At 71.6% G+C, this 18016-nt stretch carries 17 protein-coding genes and 2 pseudogenes; 11 read left to right on the forward strand and 8 right to left on the reverse strand.

Annotation, left to right across the window (positions count from 1 at the left end):
• Window positions 1-3: 3 nt before the first annotated feature.
• Entirely contained in the window at window positions 4-618 is a 615-nt protein-coding gene (locus V1227_RS03335) for a dihydrofolate reductase family protein (protein WP_329790978.1), read from the reverse strand.
• A 212-nt stretch (window positions 619-830) separates the two neighbouring features.
• On the opposite strand from V1227_RS03335, the gene V1227_RS03340 reads away from it, so the two are divergent.
• Complete coding sequence (locus V1227_RS03340; protein ID WP_329790979.1) at window positions 831-1742, forward strand: hypothetical protein; 912 nt, start codon at window positions 831-833, stop codon at window positions 1740-1742.
• A 48-nt stretch (window positions 1743-1790) separates the two neighbouring features.
• Here the strand turns inward: V1227_RS03340 and V1227_RS03345 are convergent, their stop codons facing one another.
• Both V1227_RS03345 and V1227_RS03350 read right to left on the reverse strand, forming a co-directional pair.
• Window positions 1791-2102: a transcriptional regulator gene (locus V1227_RS03345; RefSeq protein ID WP_329790980.1), complete on the reverse strand. Its 312-nt coding sequence runs from the start codon at window positions 2100-2102 to the stop codon at window positions 1791-1793.
• Window positions 2099-2947 (reverse strand): hypothetical protein, encoded by an 849-nt coding sequence (locus tag V1227_RS03350; RefSeq protein WP_329790981.1) that lies wholly within the window; start codon window positions 2945-2947, stop codon window positions 2099-2101. Before V1227_RS03350 ends, V1227_RS03345 begins: the two co-directional genes overlap by 4 nt.
• 17 nt (window positions 2948-2964) lie before the next feature.
• On the opposite strand from V1227_RS03350, the gene V1227_RS03355 reads away from it, so the two are divergent.
• On the forward strand, window positions 2965-3351 hold the full coding sequence (locus V1227_RS03355; protein ID WP_442916456.1) for an MmyB family transcriptional regulator: 387 nt from the start codon (window positions 2965-2967) through the stop codon (window positions 3349-3351).
• Here V1227_RS03355 and V1227_RS03360 read toward each other — a convergent pair.
• Together V1227_RS03360 and V1227_RS03365 are read right to left on the reverse strand one after the other, a co-directional pair.
• On the reverse strand, window positions 3317-4726 hold the full coding sequence (locus V1227_RS03360) for a sensor histidine kinase (RefSeq protein ID WP_329790982.1): 1410 nt from the start codon (window positions 4724-4726) through the stop codon (window positions 3317-3319). The genes V1227_RS03355 and V1227_RS03360 overlap by 35 nt on opposite strands.
• Window positions 4723-5393 (reverse strand): annotated as a pseudogene (locus V1227_RS03365) (response regulator). Before V1227_RS03365 ends, V1227_RS03360 begins: the two are co-directional and overlap by 4 nt.
• Window positions 5394-5887: 494 nt before the next feature.
• On the opposite strand from V1227_RS03365, the gene V1227_RS03370 reads away from it, so the two are divergent.
• The 7 genes from V1227_RS03370 (at window position 5888) to V1227_RS03400 (ending at window position 13445) form a co-directional block, all read left to right on the forward strand.
• Entirely contained in the window at window positions 5888-7396 is a 1509-nt protein-coding gene (locus tag V1227_RS03370; RefSeq protein ID WP_329790983.1) for a sugar ABC transporter ATP-binding protein, read from the forward strand.
• Window positions 7393-8424 (forward strand): ABC transporter permease, encoded by a 1032-nt coding sequence (locus tag V1227_RS03375; protein WP_329790984.1) that lies wholly within the window; start codon window positions 7393-7395, stop codon window positions 8422-8424. The genes V1227_RS03370 and V1227_RS03375 overlap by 4 nt, the downstream gene beginning before the upstream one ends.
• Window positions 8425-8469: 45 nt before the next feature.
• A complete protein-coding gene (locus V1227_RS03380; RefSeq protein WP_329790985.1) occupies window positions 8470-9495 on the forward strand; it encodes a substrate-binding domain-containing protein in 1026 nt (341 codons plus the stop codon).
• 47 nt (window positions 9496-9542) lie between these two features.
• The gene (locus tag V1227_RS03385; RefSeq protein ID WP_329793950.1) at window positions 9543-10679 is read left to right on the forward strand and encodes a Gfo/Idh/MocA family protein; all 1137 of its coding nucleotides are present in this window, start codon (window positions 9543-9545) and stop codon (window positions 10677-10679) included.
• 14 nt (window positions 10680-10693) lie between these two features.
• Window positions 10694-11701 carry a sugar phosphate isomerase/epimerase family protein gene (locus V1227_RS03390; RefSeq protein WP_329790986.1) on the forward strand — a complete coding sequence of 336 codons (1008 nt, stop codon included), beginning with the start codon at window positions 10694-10696 and terminating at the stop codon, window positions 11699-11701.
• A gap of 53 nt (window positions 11702-11754) precedes the next feature.
• The gene (locus V1227_RS03395) at window positions 11755-12978 is read left to right on the forward strand and encodes an ROK family transcriptional regulator (RefSeq protein ID WP_329790987.1); all 1224 of its coding nucleotides are present in this window, start codon (window positions 11755-11757) and stop codon (window positions 12976-12978) included.
• Window positions 12979-13145: 167 nt separating this feature from the next.
• Window positions 13146-13445, forward strand: coding sequence for a LuxR C-terminal-related transcriptional regulator (locus tag V1227_RS03400; RefSeq protein ID WP_143022578.1), 300 nt, complete (start codon window positions 13146-13148; stop codon window positions 13443-13445).
• Window positions 13446-13448: 3 nt separating this feature from the next.
• On the opposite strand, the gene V1227_RS03405 is transcribed toward V1227_RS03400, so the two are convergent.
• Window positions 13449-14018, reverse strand: a complete 570-nt coding sequence (locus tag V1227_RS03405; protein WP_329790988.1) for a TetR/AcrR family transcriptional regulator — start codon at window positions 14016-14018, stop codon at window positions 13449-13451.
• A gap of 108 nt (window positions 14019-14126) precedes the next feature.
• On the opposite strand from V1227_RS03405, the gene V1227_RS03410 reads away from it, so the two are divergent.
• Window positions 14127-14564, forward strand: a complete 438-nt coding sequence (locus V1227_RS03410) for a DUF6069 family protein (protein WP_329790989.1) — start codon at window positions 14127-14129, stop codon at window positions 14562-14564.
• Here the strand turns inward: V1227_RS03410 and V1227_RS03415 are convergent.
• Entirely contained in the window at window positions 14561-15397 is an 837-nt protein-coding gene (locus V1227_RS03415; RefSeq protein ID WP_329790990.1) for a hypothetical protein, read from the reverse strand. The two genes, V1227_RS03410 and V1227_RS03415, sit on opposite strands and share 4 nt — an antisense overlap.
• 178 nt (window positions 15398-15575) lie before the next feature.
• On the opposite strand from V1227_RS03415, the gene V1227_RS03420 reads away from it, so the two are divergent.
• Window positions 15576-17465, forward strand: coding sequence for a serine/threonine-protein kinase (locus V1227_RS03420; RefSeq protein ID WP_329790991.1), 1890 nt, complete (start codon window positions 15576-15578; stop codon window positions 17463-17465).
• A 96-nt stretch (window positions 17466-17561) separates the two neighbouring features.
• Here V1227_RS03420 and V1227_RS40525 read toward each other — a convergent pair.
• Window positions 17562-17884 (reverse strand): annotated as a pseudogene (locus tag V1227_RS40525) (DUF4387 domain-containing protein).
• Window positions 17885-18016: the final 132 nt, after the last annotated feature.

The raw sequence follows: 18016 nt of genomic DNA on the forward strand, positions 1-18016 counted from the left end.
GCTTCAGCGGCCCGCGTACCGCGGCCGTCCGGCGGGCCGGTACACCTGCGTCACCACGCCCTTCGAGTCGGCGCGCGACCGCACGAGGTCGAGCGCGAGGTCCGGCCCGTCGTCCGGGAACAGCCGAGCGCCCTGACCGACGACGACCGGGACCACGACCAACGTCATCTCGTCGACCAGCCCGTTCGCCAGCAGCCACCGGACCAGCGTGCCACTGCCGTGCACCTGCAGCTCGCCGCCGGGCTCCTCCTTGAGCTCCGCGATGGCGTGCGCGTCGGACAGCACGGTGGTCCCCGCCCACCGCGCGCTGCCGAGCGTCTTGGACACCACGTACTTGGGCCGCGCGTGCAACGCCCGCCGCACGGGTTCCCAGTCCCCGGCGTCCTGCTCGGTCATGGACCCCCACGACGCGGCGAACAGGTCGTAGGTCCGCCGCCCGAACAGGAACGCGTCGGCGCGTGCGTAGGTCTCCTTGATGAACGCGTGCGTGTCGGCGTCACCTTTCCCGAGGGCCCAGCCGCCGCGCTCGAACCCGCTCGCGCGGTCCTCGTCGGTCGCGCCGCCGTTGCCCTGCACCACACCGTCGAGGGTGATCTGCGTGGTGGTCGTCAGCTTCATGGTCGAGTGGTCTCCTGTCCGGGTGCCGTCCGTTCGTGGACGGCCTCACCCTTGCTACGAACGCGGCCGGCCCGATCCGACACCGCCTCCGGGATTTCTTCGGCGACCTTCCCGCGGCGGCTGCTGGAGGACGACACCGGACGACTCGCCTCCAGGTCGCGATCACTGCCAGGATCGGAAGCCGGTGACGCGACCATCCGGAGGGGCAAGTGGTGCGGAACAAACGCCGATCGGCACGCGCGACCAGGAGGGCGGCGGCCGTCCTGGCGGCGTTCGTGGCGATGTCCTCGTCGGCAGCTGCGCCGGCACGAGCGGCGACCGGCTCGGTCGAGTACCTCCCGGCGACGCCGGTGGTGGTCGCGCCCGCCGGGGAGGCGGTGGGCACGGCCGCGGAACGGTTCTGGGAGCTCCAGCTGAACCTGTGCAACAGCGGGATCGCCGGCTGCTACTCGCAGGGCCGGGCGATCCCCGAGGCGGCGAACCTCATCCGCCAGGTGCGCCCGAACCTCGTGACGCTCAACGAGATCTGCTCCGGCGACCTGCCCGCGCACCTGGTCCCGGCGATGGTGCAGGCGTGGCCGGGCGACGTGGTCTACCAGGTGTTCGCCCCGGCCGTCCGGCGCGACACCGGCACGCCGGTGAAGTGCACCAACGGCCAGGACTACGGCAACGCTGTCGTCGGTCGCGTGGCGGCGGCGAACCACCGGGGCGTGAAGGCGTGGACCGGCCGCTACACCAGCCAGGACAGCGGCAACGAGCAGCGCACGTTCGCCTGCGCGTACGCCGTGGGGGACCACCTGGGCTGCGCGACGCACCTCTCGGCGAGCAGCGAACCGGTCGCGCTGGCCCAGTGCCGGGCGCTGCTGTTCGACGTGGTCCCGGACATCCGGTCCGCCGAGGGCCTGAGCGGGAAGACGGTCGTGGGCGGCGACTTCAACCTGGAGTACGACACGTCCGACCCGGAGAACGCGCAGAACTGCGTCCCGCCCGGCCACGTCCGCAAGGGTGACGGCGACGTGCAGCACGTGGTGTTCTCCAACGACAACGCGTTCGTCGGCACCTCGAAGTACGGCCTGGCCCACACCGACCACGACGGCTGGCTGGTGCGGCTGACCAAGCCGTGACCCCGGGCGTGTCAGTCCATTTCGGACTGACACGCCCACCCCCAGGGGTCATCCGCGTTTGCCGTGGCGGTCCAGCAGCGCGCGCAACGCGGACATCTCCTCGGACAGCGCGGTGCGTCCCGCGGCCGTGATGCTCACCCAGGTCCTCGGACGCTTGCCCTCGTACCCCTTCTCCACCACGAGCAGCCCGGCCTCCTCCAGCACCGCGATGTGCCGCGACAGGTTGCCCGCGGTGAGGCCCAGGGTGGACTTCAGGTACCCGAACTCCACCTTCCCGGCCTCGTCCGCGATGGTGAGGATGCCCAGCCGGTGGCGCTGGTGGACGACGTCGTCCAGCGCCGCTGTGGGGTGCTCGCTCATGCGGCGCCCCGGCGCGCGGCGAGCGCACCCAGGCCGCCGAGCACGAGCACCGTCGCGGGGAGCAGGACGTCCTGGGCGAAGCCCAGCGCGGGGAGGGTCACGGCTGAATTGTTGACGATCAGCACCGTCGCCGTGAACACGGCAGTGATCACGGCGCACAGCACGCTGCGTTCGAGCCACGCCAGGGTCGCGAGCCCGAACGCCATCACCGTGAACTGCGCCATGCCGCCCATCCCGAGATCGACGTCGACGTCAGGCACCTGCAGCAACGACAACGACATCGACAGCAGCAGCAGGCCCACCGGGACGAACAGCGGCCTGCGGTGCCGGGCGCGCAGGGCGAACACGGCCGGCACCAGCAGCAGCGCCATCGCGATCGCGACCACGAGCGGTGTCGGGTAGACCGGGCTGTACTCGTAGAACAGCGTGAGGCTGAGCGGCAGCCCGAACAGCACGGCGATCATGCCGAACACCGCGGCGAGGACGTACGTGCGGGTCGGGGTCTCCACCCCGACCCGCCGGGCCCGCCACCGGTACCACCAGACGGTGGCGACCACCCCGACGACCAGGACCGCGAGCCAGTACAGCGAGAGCGGCAACGGGTGCAGCACCTCAAGTTCAGACCTCGGTCCGAGATGGACCAACGGGTTGAGGAAGCTCCACGGATCGCCCTGCGTCATGTGGTCGGTCGGGTTCGGATCGGGCCGCGTGAGCGGGATCGCGCCGAGCGACAGGACACCGAGGAGCAGCAACGGGAACCAGTACCCGTGCCGGTCGTCGCGGGCCCGTCTGCGCAGCCCCGCCAGTTCGTCGAGCAGTTCCGCCGGATCGCCTGCCATCGTCATCCCCCAAGTTGACTGTGATGCCATCAGGTTTGCATCGCAAACCTGATCCGTCAACCCGGAGGAGCGCGGCGAGCGCGGAGTTCACCTCGATGTGGGCCGACCACCGCGTCCAGGCCTGCGCCACGGCGGTCTACGGCCTGCGGCACCCGGTGGTGGGGCCGCTGGCGGTCACGCAGCAGACCCGGGCAACGGAGCTGGGCCGAACGCCGTGGTCGCCCCCGCTGTGCCGGGTCACCCTCCCAAGGCCGCGCTGGATCACCACTTGTCACTATTACTTCAGTGTTGATCAAAATCAAACCTCTGCCGAGGGACGCCCACAGCAGCGCCCACCGGTCACTGAGCTGCCACGACGAAGGACGCCGGCTGACGTCAGGTGGACACCGGCCGGTGCTCGCCGAAGATGAGGTCCCAGTCCAGTTCCGGCACAGGCGCCGGGCGTGGTTCGGGGAGGTGGCCGTGCGCCGGGACGATCGAGCCGTTGAGGAACTGCCACACCTCGTCACCGACGCGCTGCTGCGCGAGGACGGCGGCCGTGCGCTGCTGGGGGATGCCGGTCGGGATCGTCGCCACGAAACGGATTCCGCGGAACCCCTCGGCGTCGGTGGCCTCCAGCGTGCCCTGGTGCCGGGTGGCGATGCGCCGGGCGATCGCGAGCCCGAGGCCCGCGCCGCCCGCGGCACGGGTGCGGGCCTCGTCGAGGCGGGTGAAGCGGTCGAAGACGCGTTCGCGGTCGGCCTCGGGGATGCCGGGGCCGTCGTCGATGACCTCGAGCGTCGCCGTGGTCCCGCCGCGCAGCCGCACGACCACCGCGGCGCCGGCGTGGCGTTCGGCGTTGTCCAGCAGGTTGCCGAGCAGGCGGGACAGCTGGGCGCGGCGGCCGGGGACGAGCACGTGCTCGTCGGCGTCCAGGGTGACCATGGCCCGGCGGGAGACCTCGCGTGCCACGACGGCGCTGAGGTCGACGGTGTCCTGCTTGTCGAGGGCGTCGGCGTCCAGCCTGGCCAGCAGCAACAGGTCGGTGGTCAGCTCCTGCAGCCGTTCGGCGTCCTCCAGCGCGGCCTTGACGACCGTGGGCCAGTCCGCCATGTGCGGGTGCGACAGCGCGATCTCCAGCTCTGCCCGGAGTGCGGCCAGCGGGCTGCGCAGCTCGTGCGAGGCGTCCGCGACGAACCTGCGCGTGTCCTCGACGCCGCGGTGGACCCGGTCGAGGGTCTCGTTGAGCGTGGCGCCGAGGCGGGCGATCTCGTTGTCGGCGGACGGCACCGGGACGCGGCGGGTGAGGTTGTGCTCGTTGATCTCGGCCAGTTCGGCGCGCATCACCTCCACCGGCCGCAGGACCCGCACGGTCGTGGCCAGCACCGTGATCGACACCAGGGCGGTGACGGAGGCGAGCACGCTGAGCAGGGTCAGCGCGGCGCGGTTCAGTTCGTCCTGGGCCTGCGACGCGATCGACCGGGCGTTCTCGGCGACGGGCTCCGGTCCCTCCCCGGCCACCTGGTACGGGGTCCCGGCCGGGTCGGAGAGCGGCCACAGCGACAGCTTCGGCCGTATCTCGGTGCTCGCGTAGTGGACGGGCGACACGGGCGTGGTCACCGGCGTCCGCGTGTGCAGCGGGACGCAGACCACGACCGAGCACATGTAGTGCCGGCGCGAGCTGTCCGCGGTCTGGGCGGTGATCTGGTCGCGCTGCGCCACGAGCATCAGCGACCCGGCGAGGGCGATCAGCAGCGCGGTGATCACCGTGGCCAGCGCGGTGACCTTGAACTGCAGCGACCTCACCGGTCCACCAGCCGGTAGCCGACACCGCGCACGGTGGTGATGCTCCGCCGGTCGAACGGGGTGTCGATCTTGCGGCGGAGAGAGCTGATGTAGACCTCGACGAGGTTGGGGTCGGGGTCCTGCGCCGAGTCCCACACGCCGTCGATGATCTCGGACTTGGTGACGACCTCGTTGGTGTGCCGGAGCAGGAAGTTCAGCACCGAGAACTCCTTCGCCTTCAGGTCGATCCGCGTGGTTCCCCGGTGGCACTCGCGGCTGACGGGGTCGAGCACCAGGCCGCCGGCCCGCAGCAGCACCGGCTGGGCGGTGCGCGACCGCCGCGCCAGTGCCCGCAGCCGCGCCACGAGCACTACGTAGGAGAACGGCTTGGTCAGGTAGTCGTCCGCGCCGGTGTCGAGGCCCTCCGCCTCGTCGAACTCGCCGTCCTTCGCCGTGAGCATGAGGATCGGCGTCCACACGCCCGCGTCCCGCAGTTCCTGGCAGACCCGGTAGCCGTTGAGGCCGGGCAGCATGATGTCGAGGACGATGACGTCGTACGGGTGCTCGCGCGCCCGCCACAGCCCGTCGGTGCCCGTGCGCTCCACGTCGACGGCGAACCCCTCGGCGGTCAGGCCGCGGGTGAGCAGGTCGGCGAGGCGGGGTCATCTTCCACGACGAGCACGCGCATGGGAGCAGGGTGCCGCATCGATCATGATCGCGTCCTGAAATCCGGTTCAGGATCGTTCAGCGTCCCTTCAGGTTCACCCTGGCAGGCTCTGCACCGTGGACGAGGGGGGTCCACGATCGGGGGAGGAGGTGGCGGCGCGGTCCGGGGGGAAGAGGCGCCGCCACCTCCTGGTCGTCGGCCGGGGGCCGGTGACCGGATGCGTGCGCCCGTCTGCCGCGTCCGGCTCGCCCACCACCTCGCCGCGGCCTGCGCTCGCTTCCGCGGCTCCGCCCGAGGCGGCGGACTGGCCTCCGCCACCCCTTCCGGTCAAGGGAAAAGATGGCCGATATGTGCCACTTCAACTACCTTGACCGGCCCGAAACCCGCTCCTACCGTGAGTCCTCGTAAGGCCGAATTCCTTCTGGCACAACGGTTGCCAGTCCCCCGGAGGACTCAATGGCGAGCTCACCCGCGCGTTGCCGCGCGCTCGACCGGCCGTGGACGGGAGTGTCCCGATGACGGCCGCCGCACTGCTGTCCGTCCGGGGGGTCGTGAAGCGCTTTCCCGGCGTGACGGCCCTGGGTGGCGTGGACTTCGAGGTCCGCGCCGGCGAGGTGCACTGCCTGCTCGGGCAGAACGGTGCCGGCAAGTCGACGCTGATCAAGGTGTTGTCCGGTGCTCATCGGCCCGACGAGGGGGAGATCCGCTGGCGGGGCGAGGTCGTCGAGTTCGGCAACCCGACCGCGGCGATGCGCAGCGGTGTGGCCGCGATCTACCAGGAGCTCGACCTCGTCTCGGGGTTGTCCGTGGCGGACAACGTCTTCCTCGGGCACGAACTGTCCACGGCGGGCTTCACCAAGCGAGCCGACGCACGGCGCAGGACGCGGGCGTTGCTGCGACGGCTCGGGCACCCGGAGATCTCGCCCGACCGCGACGTCGGCCGGTTGTCGGTGGCGCACCAGCAGATCGTGAGCATGGCGCGGGCGCTGTCGCTGGACGGGCAGCTGCTCATCATGGACGAGCCGTCCGCCGTGCTGGACCCGGACGAGGTGCGGGTGCTGTTCGGGATCATCAGGGAGCTCACCGCCCAGGGGGTGGCGGTGATCTACATCTCGCACCGGCTGGCCGAGATCAGGGAGATCGGCGACCGGGTGACCGTGCTCAAGGACGGCCGCACCGTCGCAACTGGACTGGACGCGCGTGAGGTCAAGACGGCGGAACTGATCGCGTTGATGACCGGCCGGGTGCTGGAGAACGTGTACCCGCCGCGGAAACCGGTCGATCCGGCCGCGCCCGTGGTGCTGGAGGTGCGCGGACTCGCCGACGGGGACCGCTTCCGCGAAGTGGACCTCACCGTCCACGCCGGGGAGGTGGTCGGGCTCGCGGGCCTGGTCGGGTCCGGGCGGTCGGAGATCCTCGAAACCGTCTACGGCGCGAGGAAAGCAGCCGAGGGAACCGTTGCGGTCGACGGCAGGAGGCTGCGGCGCGGCAGTGTCGGCGCGGCCGTGCGCGCGGGAATGGGCTTGTGCCCGGAGGAGCGCAAGAGCCAGGGGCTGCTGCTCGACCAGGCCGTGTACCGCAACATCACCGTCAGTTCGATGTCGTCGTTCGCCCGCTTCGGGTTCCTGGACGACCGCGCCGAACGCGCCCGTGCGGCCGCGCTCACCGAGTCGCTCGACGTGCGGCCCGCCGGCGTCGACCGCGTCGTGCGCGGGCTGTCGGGCGGCAACCAGCAGAAGGTCGTGCTCGCGCGGTGGTTGCTGCGGGAGTGCCGGGTGCTGCTGCTGGACGAACCCACCCGCGGCGTGGACGTGGGTGCGCGCAGCGAGATCTACGAGCTCATCCGCGCGCTGGCGGACTCCGGTGTGGCCGTGGTCGTCGTGTCGAGCGACGTCGAGGAGGTCCTCGGCCTGGCCGACCGGGTCCTGGTGGTGCGCGAGGGACGGGTGGTCCACGACGGCCCGGCCGACGAGATCGACGAATCCCGGGTCCTCGACCTGGTCATGGAAGGACACGCCGCATGAGCGAGGACACCGCCGCCGTGCCCGCGCAGCAAGTGAAAAGTGCTCCGGCGAAGAAGGAATCCGGCATCTCGGCGCTGCTCGGCTCGCCGGCCGGGCGCAACACGGGCCTCGTGGTCGCCCTGGTCCTGCTGTGCCTGGGCGGTGTCGTCACCGCCGGGGACCGGTTCGCCGACGTGGACAACCTGCTCACCATCCTGCGGCTCGCCGCCGTGATCGGGGTCGTGAGCGTCGGCATGACGTTCGTGATCACCGGTGGCGGGATCGACCTGTCGGTGGGCGCGATCGTCGCGCTGTCCTCGGTGTGGGCCACGACCCTTGCCACCCAAGGCATCGCGAACGACTCGCACTGGATCGTCATGGTGTTCACCGCGTTGCTGGTGGGCGGTGCGTGCGGGCTGGTCAACGGCGCGCTCATCGCCTACGGCCGGGTCGTGGCGTTCATCGCGACCCTGGCGAGCCTCGCCGCCGCACGCGGGCTGGCCGAGATCATCTCCAACCGCAAGACGCAGATCGTGAACGTGCCCGGCTTCACCGCGTTCTTCGACGCGTCGGTGCTGGGGGTACCGGTGCTCGTGGTGATCTTCGTGCTGGTCGCCGCCGGTGGCTGGGTGCTGCTCAACCGCACCACCTTCGGGCGCCGCACGTTCGCCGTCGGCGGCAACCCGGAGGCGGCGCGCCTGGCCGGCATCGACGTGCGGCGCCACACCGTGATGCTCTACACGCTGCTCGGCCTGTGCTGCGGGCTGGCCGCCGTGATGCTCATCGCCCGCACCACCACCGGAAGCGCGACGCACGGCGGTCTGTACGAGCTCGACGCCATCGCGGCGGTCGTCATCGGCGGCACGCTGCTCTCCGGCGGGCGCGGCACGATCGCCGGCACCGTCTTCGGCGTCCTGATCTTCACCACGCTGTCGAACGTCTTCACCCTCAACAACCTCTCCATCTCCGCCCAGGCCGTCGCGAAGGGGGCGATCATCGTCGTCGCCGTCCTCCTGCAGCAGCGGCTAGCCCGACGCAGCGGCGCTTGACGCCGCACCTCACGACCGCTGCCACCCGAGGAGACAAAGAAACCCATGCAGCTCAAGAGAATCAGCCTTCTCGTCGCCGCGTCCGCGCTCGCGCTCACCGCCTGCACCGGCAACACGCCGCAGAGCCAGGGCGGTGACCAGGGCGGCGGCGCGAGGGTCGCCAACGACGAGCCCGGCGACAAGGTCGTCATCGGCTTCTCCGCCCCGGCGGCCGACCACGGCTGGATGGCCGCGATCACCGACGCCGCGAAGAAGGAGGCCGGCAAGTACTCCGACGTGGAGCTGCGCGTCGTCGAGGGCACCAACGACGTCAACCTCCAGATCAGCCAGGTCGAGACGTTCATCAACGACAAGGTGGACGCGATCGTCCTGCTGCCGTTCGACGGTGCCGCGCTCACCCCGGTCGCGCTGAAGGCCATGAAGGCCGGCATCACCGTGATCAACGTCGACCGGCAGTTCGACAGCCCGTTCGCGGCCCGCTCCACGGTGCTGGGCGACAACTACGGCATGGGCGTCTCCGCGGGCACGTACGTCTGCGAGCGGCTCAAGGACAAGCCGAACGCCGTCGTCGCCGAGATCGCGGGCATCGACTCGCTGCCGCTGACGCAGGAGCGCAGCAAGGGCTTCGCGGAGGCGCTGTCGGGCTGCGGGCTGAAGGTCGGCAACCGCGTCGCCGCCGAGTTCACCGTCGAGAGCGGTGAGCGGGCCGCCGCGAACCTGCTGCAGGCCGCGCCCAAGATCGACGCGCTCTGGAACCACGACGACGACCAGGGCGTCGGCGTCACCGCCGCGATCAAGAACTCCGGCCGCAGCGAGTTCTTCATGGTCGGCGGCGCGGGCTCGGCGAACGTGATGCGCGAGATCAAGGCGGACAACGGCCCGCACAAGGCGACCGTCATCTACCCGTCCACCCAGGGCGCGGACGGCATCCGCCTCGCCCGGCTCGCCGTGCAGAACAAGAGCCTCGGCGACCTGGTCGAGGTGGAGATCCCGCGCCAGGTGCAGCTCTACGCGCCTGTCGTGACGAAGGACAACGTCGACCGCTACCTGCCGACCGCCTTCGAGTCCTGAGAACCTGAGAGGACCGCATTGTGACGACGCAGGACCTTGGCATCGCGATGATCGGCCACGCCTTCATGGGAGCCGCGCACTCCCAGGCGTGGCGGGTCGCGCCGCGCTTCTTCGACCTGCCGCTGCGGCCGGTCATGTCCGTGCTGGCCGGCCGCGACGCGGACCGCACCGCGGCGGCCGCCGAGCGCCTCGGCTGGGCGGAGGCCGTGACCGACTGGAAGGCCGTGCTCGACCGCGACGACGTGCACGTGGTGGACATCTGCACGCCGGGCGACACGCACGCCGAGATCGCGATCGCCGCGCTGGACGCGGGCAAGCACGTGCTGTGCGAGAAGCCGATGGCCAACAGCGTCGACGAAGCGGTCGCGATGGCCGAAGCCGCCGCACGCGCCGCACAGCGCGGTGTGCGCGCGATGGTCGGCTTCAGCTACCGGCGGGTTCCCGCCCTGGGCCTGGCCCGCGACCTGGTCGGGCAGGGCAGGCTCGGGCGGATCCACCACGTGCGCGCCCAGTACCTGCAGGACTGGATCGTCGACCCGGCCGCGCCGCTGTCGTGGCGGCTCGACAAGGACAAGGCCGGTTCCGGCGCGCTCGGCGACATCGGCGCGCACATCGTGGACGCGACCCAGTTCATCCTCGGTGACACCATCGGCGAGGTGATGGGGACGCTCGTGACGTTCGTGCCGGAGCGCCCGCTGGCCACCAGCCACTCCGGGCTGTCCGGCACGGCTTCCGACGAGACCGGGGCGGTCACCGTGGACGACGCCGCGTTGTTCCTGGCGCGGTTCGCCGGCGGAGCGCTCGGCTCGTTCGAGGCCACGCGGTTCGCCAACGGCCGCAAGAACGCGCTGCGCATCGAGGTCAACGGCTCGGCGGGCAGCCTGGCGTTCGACTTCGAGGACATGAACGTGCTGCAGTTCTTCGACGGCACGGAGGACTCGTCCGTCGCCGGGTTCCGCCGGATCGTGGTCACCGAACCGGAGCACCCGTACGTCGGTGCCTGGTGGCCCGCCGGGCACGGGCTCGGGTACGAGCACGCGTTCACCCATCAGGCCGTCGACCTCGTGCGGGCCATCGCCGAGGGCACCGACCCCGCACCGACGTTCGCCGACGGGCTCCAGGTGCAGCGCGTCCTCGCCGCCGTCGAGGCGAGCGCGGAGTCCCGCACCTGGCAGCAGCTCTGAGGAGGAGACCCCAGATGGCACGTCCGATCACGCTGTTCACCGGCCAGTGGGCCGACCTGCCGTTCGAGGAGGTCTGCCGGCTCGCCTCGGGCTGGGGCTACGACGGTCTGGAGATCGCCTGCTGGGGCGACCACCTCGACCCGTGGCGCGCGGCGGAGGACGACGACTACATCGCCGGCAGGCTCGCGATCCTCGCCAAGCACGACCTGCGGGTGTGGGCGATCTCCAACCACCTCACCGGCCAGGCCGTGTGCGACGACCCGATCGACGAGCGGCACCAGGGCATCCTGTCCGCCCGCAACTGGGGCGACGGCGACCCCGAGGGCGTGCGGCAGCGCGCGGCCGAGGAGATGAAGATGACCGCGCGGGCCGCGGCGAAGCTCGGCGTCGACACCGTCGTGGGCTTCACCGGCTCGTCGATCTGGAAGACCGTCGCGATGTTCCCGCCGGCGCCCACGTCGATGATCGACGCCGGCTACCAGGACTTCGCCGACCGCTGGAACCCGATCCTGGACGTGTTCGACGAGGTCGGCGTCCGGTTCGCGCACGAGGTGCACCCGTCGGAGATCGCCTACGACTACTGGACCACCGTGCGCGCGTTGGAGGCCATCGGGCACCGGCCGGCGTTCGGGCTGAACTGGGACCCGTCGCACTTCGTCTGGCAGGACCTCGACCCGGTCGGGTTCCTGTGGGACTTCCGCGACCGGATCTACCACGTCGACTGCAAGGACGCCCGGCGTCAGGTCGGCAACGGCCGCAACGGCCGGATGGGCTCGCACCTGCCGTGGGCGGACCCGCGGCGCGGCTGGGACTTCGTCTCCACCGGACGCGGCGACGTGCCGTGGGAGCAGTCGTTCCGGATGCTCAACACCATCGGCTACTCGGGGCCGATCAGCGTCGAGTGGGAGGACGCGGGCATGGACCGGCTCGTCGGCGCCCCCGAGGCGCTCGAGTTCATCCGCCGCAACGCCTTCGCCCCGCCGTCGGCGTCGTTCGACGCCGCGTTCAGCTCCGGCGGCTGACCGGGGCGCGGGACGAGAGCCCCGCCGCGCGGAGCCGATGGGACAATTGATCGATGGAGAGCACCTTGGGTGTCGAGGCGGGATCGCCGGCCGCTGTGCTGCGCATGCTGATGGACGGCGGCCCGAGCACCCGTGCGGAGATCGTGGCCGCGACCGGCCTCGCCCGGTCCACGGTGCGGGCGAGGCTGGACCTGCTCGTGGCCGCGGGCCTGGTGACCGGCAGCGGTACGGGGGAGTCGACCGGCGGCCGTCCCGCCGGCCGGTTCGGCTTCAACCCCGGCGCCCACCTGGTGCTGGCGGCCGAGGTCGGCGCCACCCACGCCACGGTCGCGGTCTCCGACCTCTCGTGCCGCCTGCTCTCGGTCGAACAGGTGGACCTCGACGTCGCGGACGGGCCGGAGGCGATCCTGCCGCTGCTCGTCGCCACCTGGCGCTCGTTGCTGAAGACCGTGCCCGCCGCCGAGGTGGCGGGCGTGGGCATCGGCCTGCCCGGCCCCGTCGAGCACTCCACCGGCCGCCCGAACAACCCGCCCATCATGCCCGGCTGGGACGGCTTCGACGTGCCGGCCGCCATCACGGCGGAGTTCGGCGTGCCGGTGCTCGTCGACAACGAGGTCAACCTGATGGCGCTGGGCGAGCACACCGCCTCGCACCCGGACGTCCGCCACATGATCGTGGTGAAGGCGGCGACCGGCATCGGCGCCGGCCTGATCAGCAACGGCGTGCTGCACCGCGGCGCGGCGGGTGCGGCGGGCGACCTCGGGCACATCAGGGTTCCCGACGACGGCGAGGTGCTCTGCCGGTGCGGCAACACCGGGTGCCTGGAGGCGGTCGCCGCCGGTCCCGCGCTGGCCGCGAAGCTCCGCGGTCTGGGACATCCCGCGCACTCGACGGCCGACGTGGTGAACCTGGTCCGCGGCGGCAACCTCGAGGCGGGCCGCGTCGTGCGGCAGGCGGGCCGTGACATCGGCGAGGTGCTCGCCGGGTGCGTGAGCATGTTCAACCCGTCGCTCGTGGTCATCGGCGGTCTGCTCGCGGAGGCCGGTGAGATGCTGCTGGCGGGCGTGCGCGAGTCGATCTACCGCCGCTCGCTGCCGCTGGCCACCGAGAACCTGCGGATCGTCGCCTCGGGCGCCGGGGTGACGGCCGGGGCGCTGGGGGCCGCCGCGATGGTGGTGCGGCACGTGCTGTCGCCCGAGGTGCTGGACGCGCGGCTCGGTGAGGTCGCGGCGGGTGTCGCGACGCGCGAGGTGCAGCTGTCGTCCCACGCCACCTAAGACGCGTTGTTGCTCGTCCAGGAAGGCCTTCGTGCACCCGCACGGAGGCCTTCCTGGCGTTCGCGCACCTGGGTAATGACGGCGATCATCCTTAAGATCGGTGCTATATGACAACAAGCCAGCGACTTTTGATTGACAGTCGCCAATAGTCTGCCTACGGTCACCTCATGACTGTGACCCGCGCTACACCGGGGGTGGCCGCACACCCCGCTGGGCGAACGCGCGCGCTCGTGGCAGCCGTGGGCAAGGAGCCCACGACGGCGACCCAGCACCTTCTGGGTCTCATGCGCACCGGCGCGACGGACCGGGCGATCGCCCGTGAGCTCGACGTCAGCCTGCGCACCTTGAACAGGCGGATCTCGCGACTGCAGTCGTTGCTCGGCGTGCAGTCGCGGTTCCAGCTCGGCGTGCTCGCTGCCGAGCTGGACTGGCTGTCCGCGGTGCCGCCGCGGGCAGTGGGGGAGTAGGGCTCAGGTGCCCGCCGGCCGGTGGCCGTCGAGGAACCGCCGCACCACGGTCACGGGGTCGGCGGGCGCCTGGGTCGCCCGCCGGTCGACCCGCCGGGCCAGCGATCGCATCATCAGCGGGCCGACCAGCGCGAAGAACGTGTGCCGCGGCGGCTCCACGACCAGGGCGCCTCGCCGCTGGTGGTGCAGGATCACCTCGTCGACCCGTTCGAGCAGCTTCTCCGGCTCGGCGAGCACCGCCGCCACCTCGGGGCTGAACTTCGCCTCCCGCATCAGGGTGAGCACCACGCCGCCCCGCGTCTCGTAGAGCCTCGCGTAGTAGCTCACGATCGTGACGAGGTCGGCCTCCACGTCGTCGCCCGGTGAGCCGAGGTCGAGCGCGAACCCCTTGAAGTTGCCGCGCACGGCTTGGCGCAGCAGGTTCTCCTTCGAGGTGAAGCGCCGGAAGAGCGTGGCCTCGTTGATCCCGGCGGCGTCGGCGATGGCGCGCGTGGTCGCCCGCTCGTAGCCCTGCTCGGCGATCACCGCCAGCACGGCGTCGAACACCTTCTCGTCGGGCACCCGGCCGGCCACGCGCTCCTCCTCGCTCAAATGCAAGTGGGCACTTGCGCAAGTGTGGCCGGGATGGCTACGTTGGTTGCAAGTGACCGCTTGCAATTCAGCCTATCGAAGGACAGGGCCATGGCCGACACCAGCCTCCCCGCACGCTCCTCAGTTCTCGCGCCCTCCGCCGGCGAGATCGCCGTCAGCCTCCTGGGCGCCGCGGTCGTTGCCGTGGCCGTCAACGCACTGATCGCGTTCGTCGCGGGCAGGTTCATCCCCGAGGGCACCGAACGCGTGGGGCTCGCGCTGGCGGAGTACGCGCCGGCCACGGTGATCGGGATCCTGCTCGGCACGCTCGGCTGGTACCTCGTCCGGCGGTTCGCCGTCCGCCCGCGCCGGGTGCTGCGGACGGTCGTGCCCGCGGTCGTCGTGGCCTCCTGGATCCCGGACCTCGGCATCCTCGCGGGAGGCGCGAGCATCGTGAACTCGCTCGCGCTCATCGCCATGCACGTCGTCGTCGCGGCGGTCGCGGTGCCCACGCTGTCGCGCGTTCTGCCGCTCGGCAACAGGAGCTAGCCGAGCAGGCCGGCGACGTCCTCCTGGCCCGGCGGCTTGGTGCCCACCCGGTGCAGCCAGCTGTCGAACAGGTCCCGGTAGCGCGCCGCGCGAGGGGAGGGGTCGTCGGTGCCGATGCGGTCGTAGAACTCGAACGGCCGGATGCGCCCGTTCTCGGTCCATTGCAGGTACGACAGGAAGACCGTGCCGTCACCGAAGCGGAAGCCGTGCACGACGGGCACGCACGCGTAGGGCTTCAGCTCCACGGTGATCTTGCGGCGCGCGAGGTCGTCGGCCTCGTCGGCGAGGAACGACCGGATGCGGTGCTGGCTGCGCCGCGCCTCGGCGGCCCAGTCCGCGGGCAGTTCGCCGGACCGTGCGAGGAAGTCCGGGTCCAGGCAGTGCAGCGTCACCTTCCAGCCGTGCGGAGGGTCGTTCGAGGTGAGCCACGCGGCCAGCGCGGGCCACGTCGTGTTCAGCGTCAGCCCCAGCACTTCCACCTGCCGCGCCCGCCGCCCGGTCCCGGTCGCGCCCATGACCGCCAGCACGTCGGTGAGGGAGTGCGTGACGTCGCGCCGCTCCCGTTCGGTGATCAGCGCCCGCAACGCGCGGACGTCCCTGCCGTGCTGGTAGATCGCGATGGTGGCGATCTCCAGCATCACCGCGACCAGCGCGACCAGCCCCTGCAGGTCGAGCTTGCCGACGTAGCGCTCCAGCACGATCCGCGTCGGCTCGATGGTCGTGAGGACCAGGTAGACGCCGGCGAGCAGCGCCAAGGTCGTGGTGACGAGCTCCCACCCCCGCCGAACCCGAGCCGAGATCGCGCCGCGGACCCGCCGTCTCTTGATCGCCACCGTCGCATCCTCACCCACCCGGCCGCGAGGCACGACGCCCGAACGGATGAGACGGGTTCTCGCACTCCGCCACCTCGGCGGATCACGACTTTGTAGGCTGCTCCCCGCAGGTTGCGGAACCCGAGCCGGTCGGCGCGCGTCGACACGGACGGACATGGCGCTCGGGACTACGAGGACGATGACGGAAGAGACGTTCGGGCCGTACCGGATCGAGGAGCTGCTCGGTCGCGGCGGGATGGGCGAGGTGCACCGGGCCTACGACACGGCGCACGACAGGATCGTGGCGCTCAAGAGGCTGTCGCCCGGCTACCACGACGACGAGGAGTTCCGCGCCCGCTTCCGCCGGGAGGCGCAGATCGTCGCGCGGCTGCGCGAGCCGCACGTCATCCCGATCCACGCCTACGGCGAGATCGACGACCGCCTCTACCTCGACATGCGACTGGTCGAGGGCGCCGACCTCTCGGACCTGATCAGCGACGGCCCCATCGACCCGTCCCGCGCCGTGCGCATCGTCGAGCAGGTCGCGAGCGCCCTCGACGCCGCGCACGCCGACGGCCTCGTGCACCGCGACGTGAAGCCGTCCAACATCCTCGTGACCTCCGGCGACTTCGTGTACCTGGTGGACTTCGGCATCGCCCGCAGCGCCTCGCCGGCCGCGACGAGCCTGACCGCGTCCGGTTCCGTCGTCGGCACCCTCGACTACATGGCCCCGGAACGCTTCGAGAGCGTGCCGGTGGACGGCCGCGCCGACGTCTACGCCCTGGCGTGCGTGCTGTTCGCCTGCGTGGCGGGGCGGCGCCCGTTCACCGCCGAGGGCACGGCGGCGCAGATCTGGGCGCACATGAAGGAGGAGCCGCCCAGGGCCTCGCCGTTGAACCCGGCGGTCCCGGCGGCCCTGGACGACGTCATCGCGAAGGGCATGGCGAAGGACCCGGCTGATCGGTACGCCACGGCCGGGGAGTTCGCCCGTGCGGCGGCGTTCGCCCTGACGGCTCCGGCCGCGGGGTTCGGGTCGCCGGGCGCGCCGGTGACTCCGCCCGGTGGGCAGCCGGGGTTCGGCGCTCCCGGGACTCCGCCGGGGTTCGGCACGGCGGCACCGTTCGGCGCTTCCGCTCCCGGCCGGCCCGGTGCTCCCGCAGGACCGCGTGGGCCGTCGGCCCCCGGCACGCCACCCGGCGGTCAGCCGATGCCCGGCGGCCCCGGCACCCCGCCCGCGGGACTCGCCACCCCGCCAGGCGGCCAGTTCCCGCCCGCCGGCCGACCCCCGCTGACCGCTCCGCCGCACCCCGCGACGACCGGTCCGCAGCACCAGCCCTCGTGGCTCCCGCCCGGCTTCGGGCACACCACGACCGGCCCCCGGCCCCAGTACCCGCCGGCCCGGTCCCAGCCCGGCTCCCGCTCCCGCGCCAAGCAGCTCGCCCTCGTCGGCGGCGCCCTCGCCGTCGTGGCGGCGGTCGTGACAACGCTGCTGATCGCCGCGAACGGCGACAGGAAGCTCGGCTCGGGCACCTCCAGCACCACCCCGACCAGCTCCACGACGACGACCACGACCACCACGAGCGCGTCGAGAACCACCACCACGACCCGCTCACCCCAGGACGACACCCTGATGAACGCCCTGCCGGGCGTCTACAAGACCGCCAACTCGTGCGTGTCCGCCACCCCGGAGAACGGCGTGGCCGCCGCGGTCCGCTGCGGCAACCCGAACACCGCCGACGACCCCAGGCTCGCCACCCCCGAGGTGGCCGAGTTCCGCCTCTTCGCCGACCGCGCCGCCCAGGACGCGTACTTCCAGGCGCTGGTGACGAGCCGGGGCATCCCCCGCAGGGACGACCGCGGCGGCTGCCGACCGCAGGACGACCCCGTCCACTACGCGCTCTTCTGGCGCGACACGTCCGGCCCGCTGCCGGGCGAGTTCACGACGTGCTTCCTCGAGGCCGGCACCGCCCAGGTGTGGTGGGTCGACTCGAAGACCCTCACGATCGGTGCGCTGAAGAAGCCGGGCGACATCAACGTCCTCGACAAGCTCGGCCTGTGGTGGAACACCTCGATCCTGACGAAGTACTAGGGCCGCGTTCCTCGCACCGCACCTGGCCCGCTCACTCCTCGGCGGCGGGTACGCGCATGTCATCACCGTCCGCAGTGCAGCCTGCGCAAGGGTTTCTCAGGCCCCGGTCGCCAGCGCGGCCAGCGGGACGTGGTGCTGCCCCGCGTGGACGTCCCGGTCGAGCAACCCGCCCTGCGCGACGGGCCGGGGGAACGAGATCTTGACGACGTTGAGCGACGGGATGCGGAAGATCTGCACGTCCCCGGCGGGCACGCCGTACAGCCGGGCGACGACCTCCTCGTCGAGGACGCGGGGTCGGCGGCGAGCGCGTAGCCCGCCTCGTCGCGCAGGAACAGCTCCATCGTGACCCAGAACGGGCCCGCGTTCTTGGAGCGGACCTCCAGCGCGAGGTCGCCAAACCTCTGCGCGGACTCAGTCATGGGCCGGGGCCTTCCGGTGCTCGATGCGGAACACCTCGGCTGGGGGTGCGGGTACCGACGACGTGGCAGGACGAACTCGTGGACGGGGCCGCGCTCGGTCTCCGCCTGCTGATCGTCATCAAGCAGCGCGAC

The sequence above is a fragment of the Lentzea sp. DG1S-22 genome, from assembly GCF_036321065.1.
In the GTDB taxonomy this organism is placed as follows: Bacteria; Actinomycetota; Actinomycetes; order Mycobacteriales; family Pseudonocardiaceae; genus Lentzea; species Lentzea jiangxiensis.

Bases quoted from the DNA above. Each gene is read 5' to 3' on its own strand.
- V1227_RS03335 (WP_329790978.1), bottom strand. From the start codon at position 618: ATGAAGCTGACGACCACCACGCAGATCACCCTCGACGGTGTGGTGCAG.
- V1227_RS03345 (WP_329790980.1), bottom strand. From the start codon at position 2,102: ATGAGCGAGCACCCCACAGCGGCGCTGGACGACGTCGTCCACCAGCGC.
- V1227_RS03350 (WP_329790981.1), bottom strand. From the start codon at position 2,947: ATGACGATGGCAGGCGATCCGGCGGAACTGCTCGACGAACTGGCGGGG.
- V1227_RS03355 (WP_442916456.1), top strand. From the start codon at position 2,965: ATGCCATCAGGTTTGCATCGCAAACCTGATCCGTCAACCCGGAGGAGC.
- V1227_RS03370 (WP_329790983.1), top strand. From the start codon at position 5,888: ATGACGGCCGCCGCACTGCTGTCCGTCCGGGGGGTCGTGAAGCGCTTT.
- V1227_RS03375 (WP_329790984.1), top strand. From the start codon at position 7,393: ATGAGCGAGGACACCGCCGCCGTGCCCGCGCAGCAAGTGAAAAGTGCT.
- V1227_RS03380 (WP_329790985.1), top strand. From the start codon at position 8,470: ATGCAGCTCAAGAGAATCAGCCTTCTCGTCGCCGCGTCCGCGCTCGCG.
- V1227_RS03385 (WP_329793950.1), top strand. From the start codon at position 9,543: ATGATCGGCCACGCCTTCATGGGAGCCGCGCACTCCCAGGCGTGGCGG.
- V1227_RS03390 (WP_329790986.1), top strand. From the start codon at position 10,694: ATGGCACGTCCGATCACGCTGTTCACCGGCCAGTGGGCCGACCTGCCG.
- V1227_RS03395 (WP_329790987.1), top strand. From the start codon at position 11,755: ATGGAGAGCACCTTGGGTGTCGAGGCGGGATCGCCGGCCGCTGTGCTG.
- V1227_RS03400 (WP_143022578.1), top strand. From the start codon at position 13,146: ATGACTGTGACCCGCGCTACACCGGGGGTGGCCGCACACCCCGCTGGG.
- V1227_RS03410 (WP_329790989.1), top strand. From the start codon at position 14,127: ATGGCCGACACCAGCCTCCCCGCACGCTCCTCAGTTCTCGCGCCCTCC.
- V1227_RS03420 (WP_329790991.1), top strand. From the start codon at position 15,576: ATGACGGAAGAGACGTTCGGGCCGTACCGGATCGAGGAGCTGCTCGGT.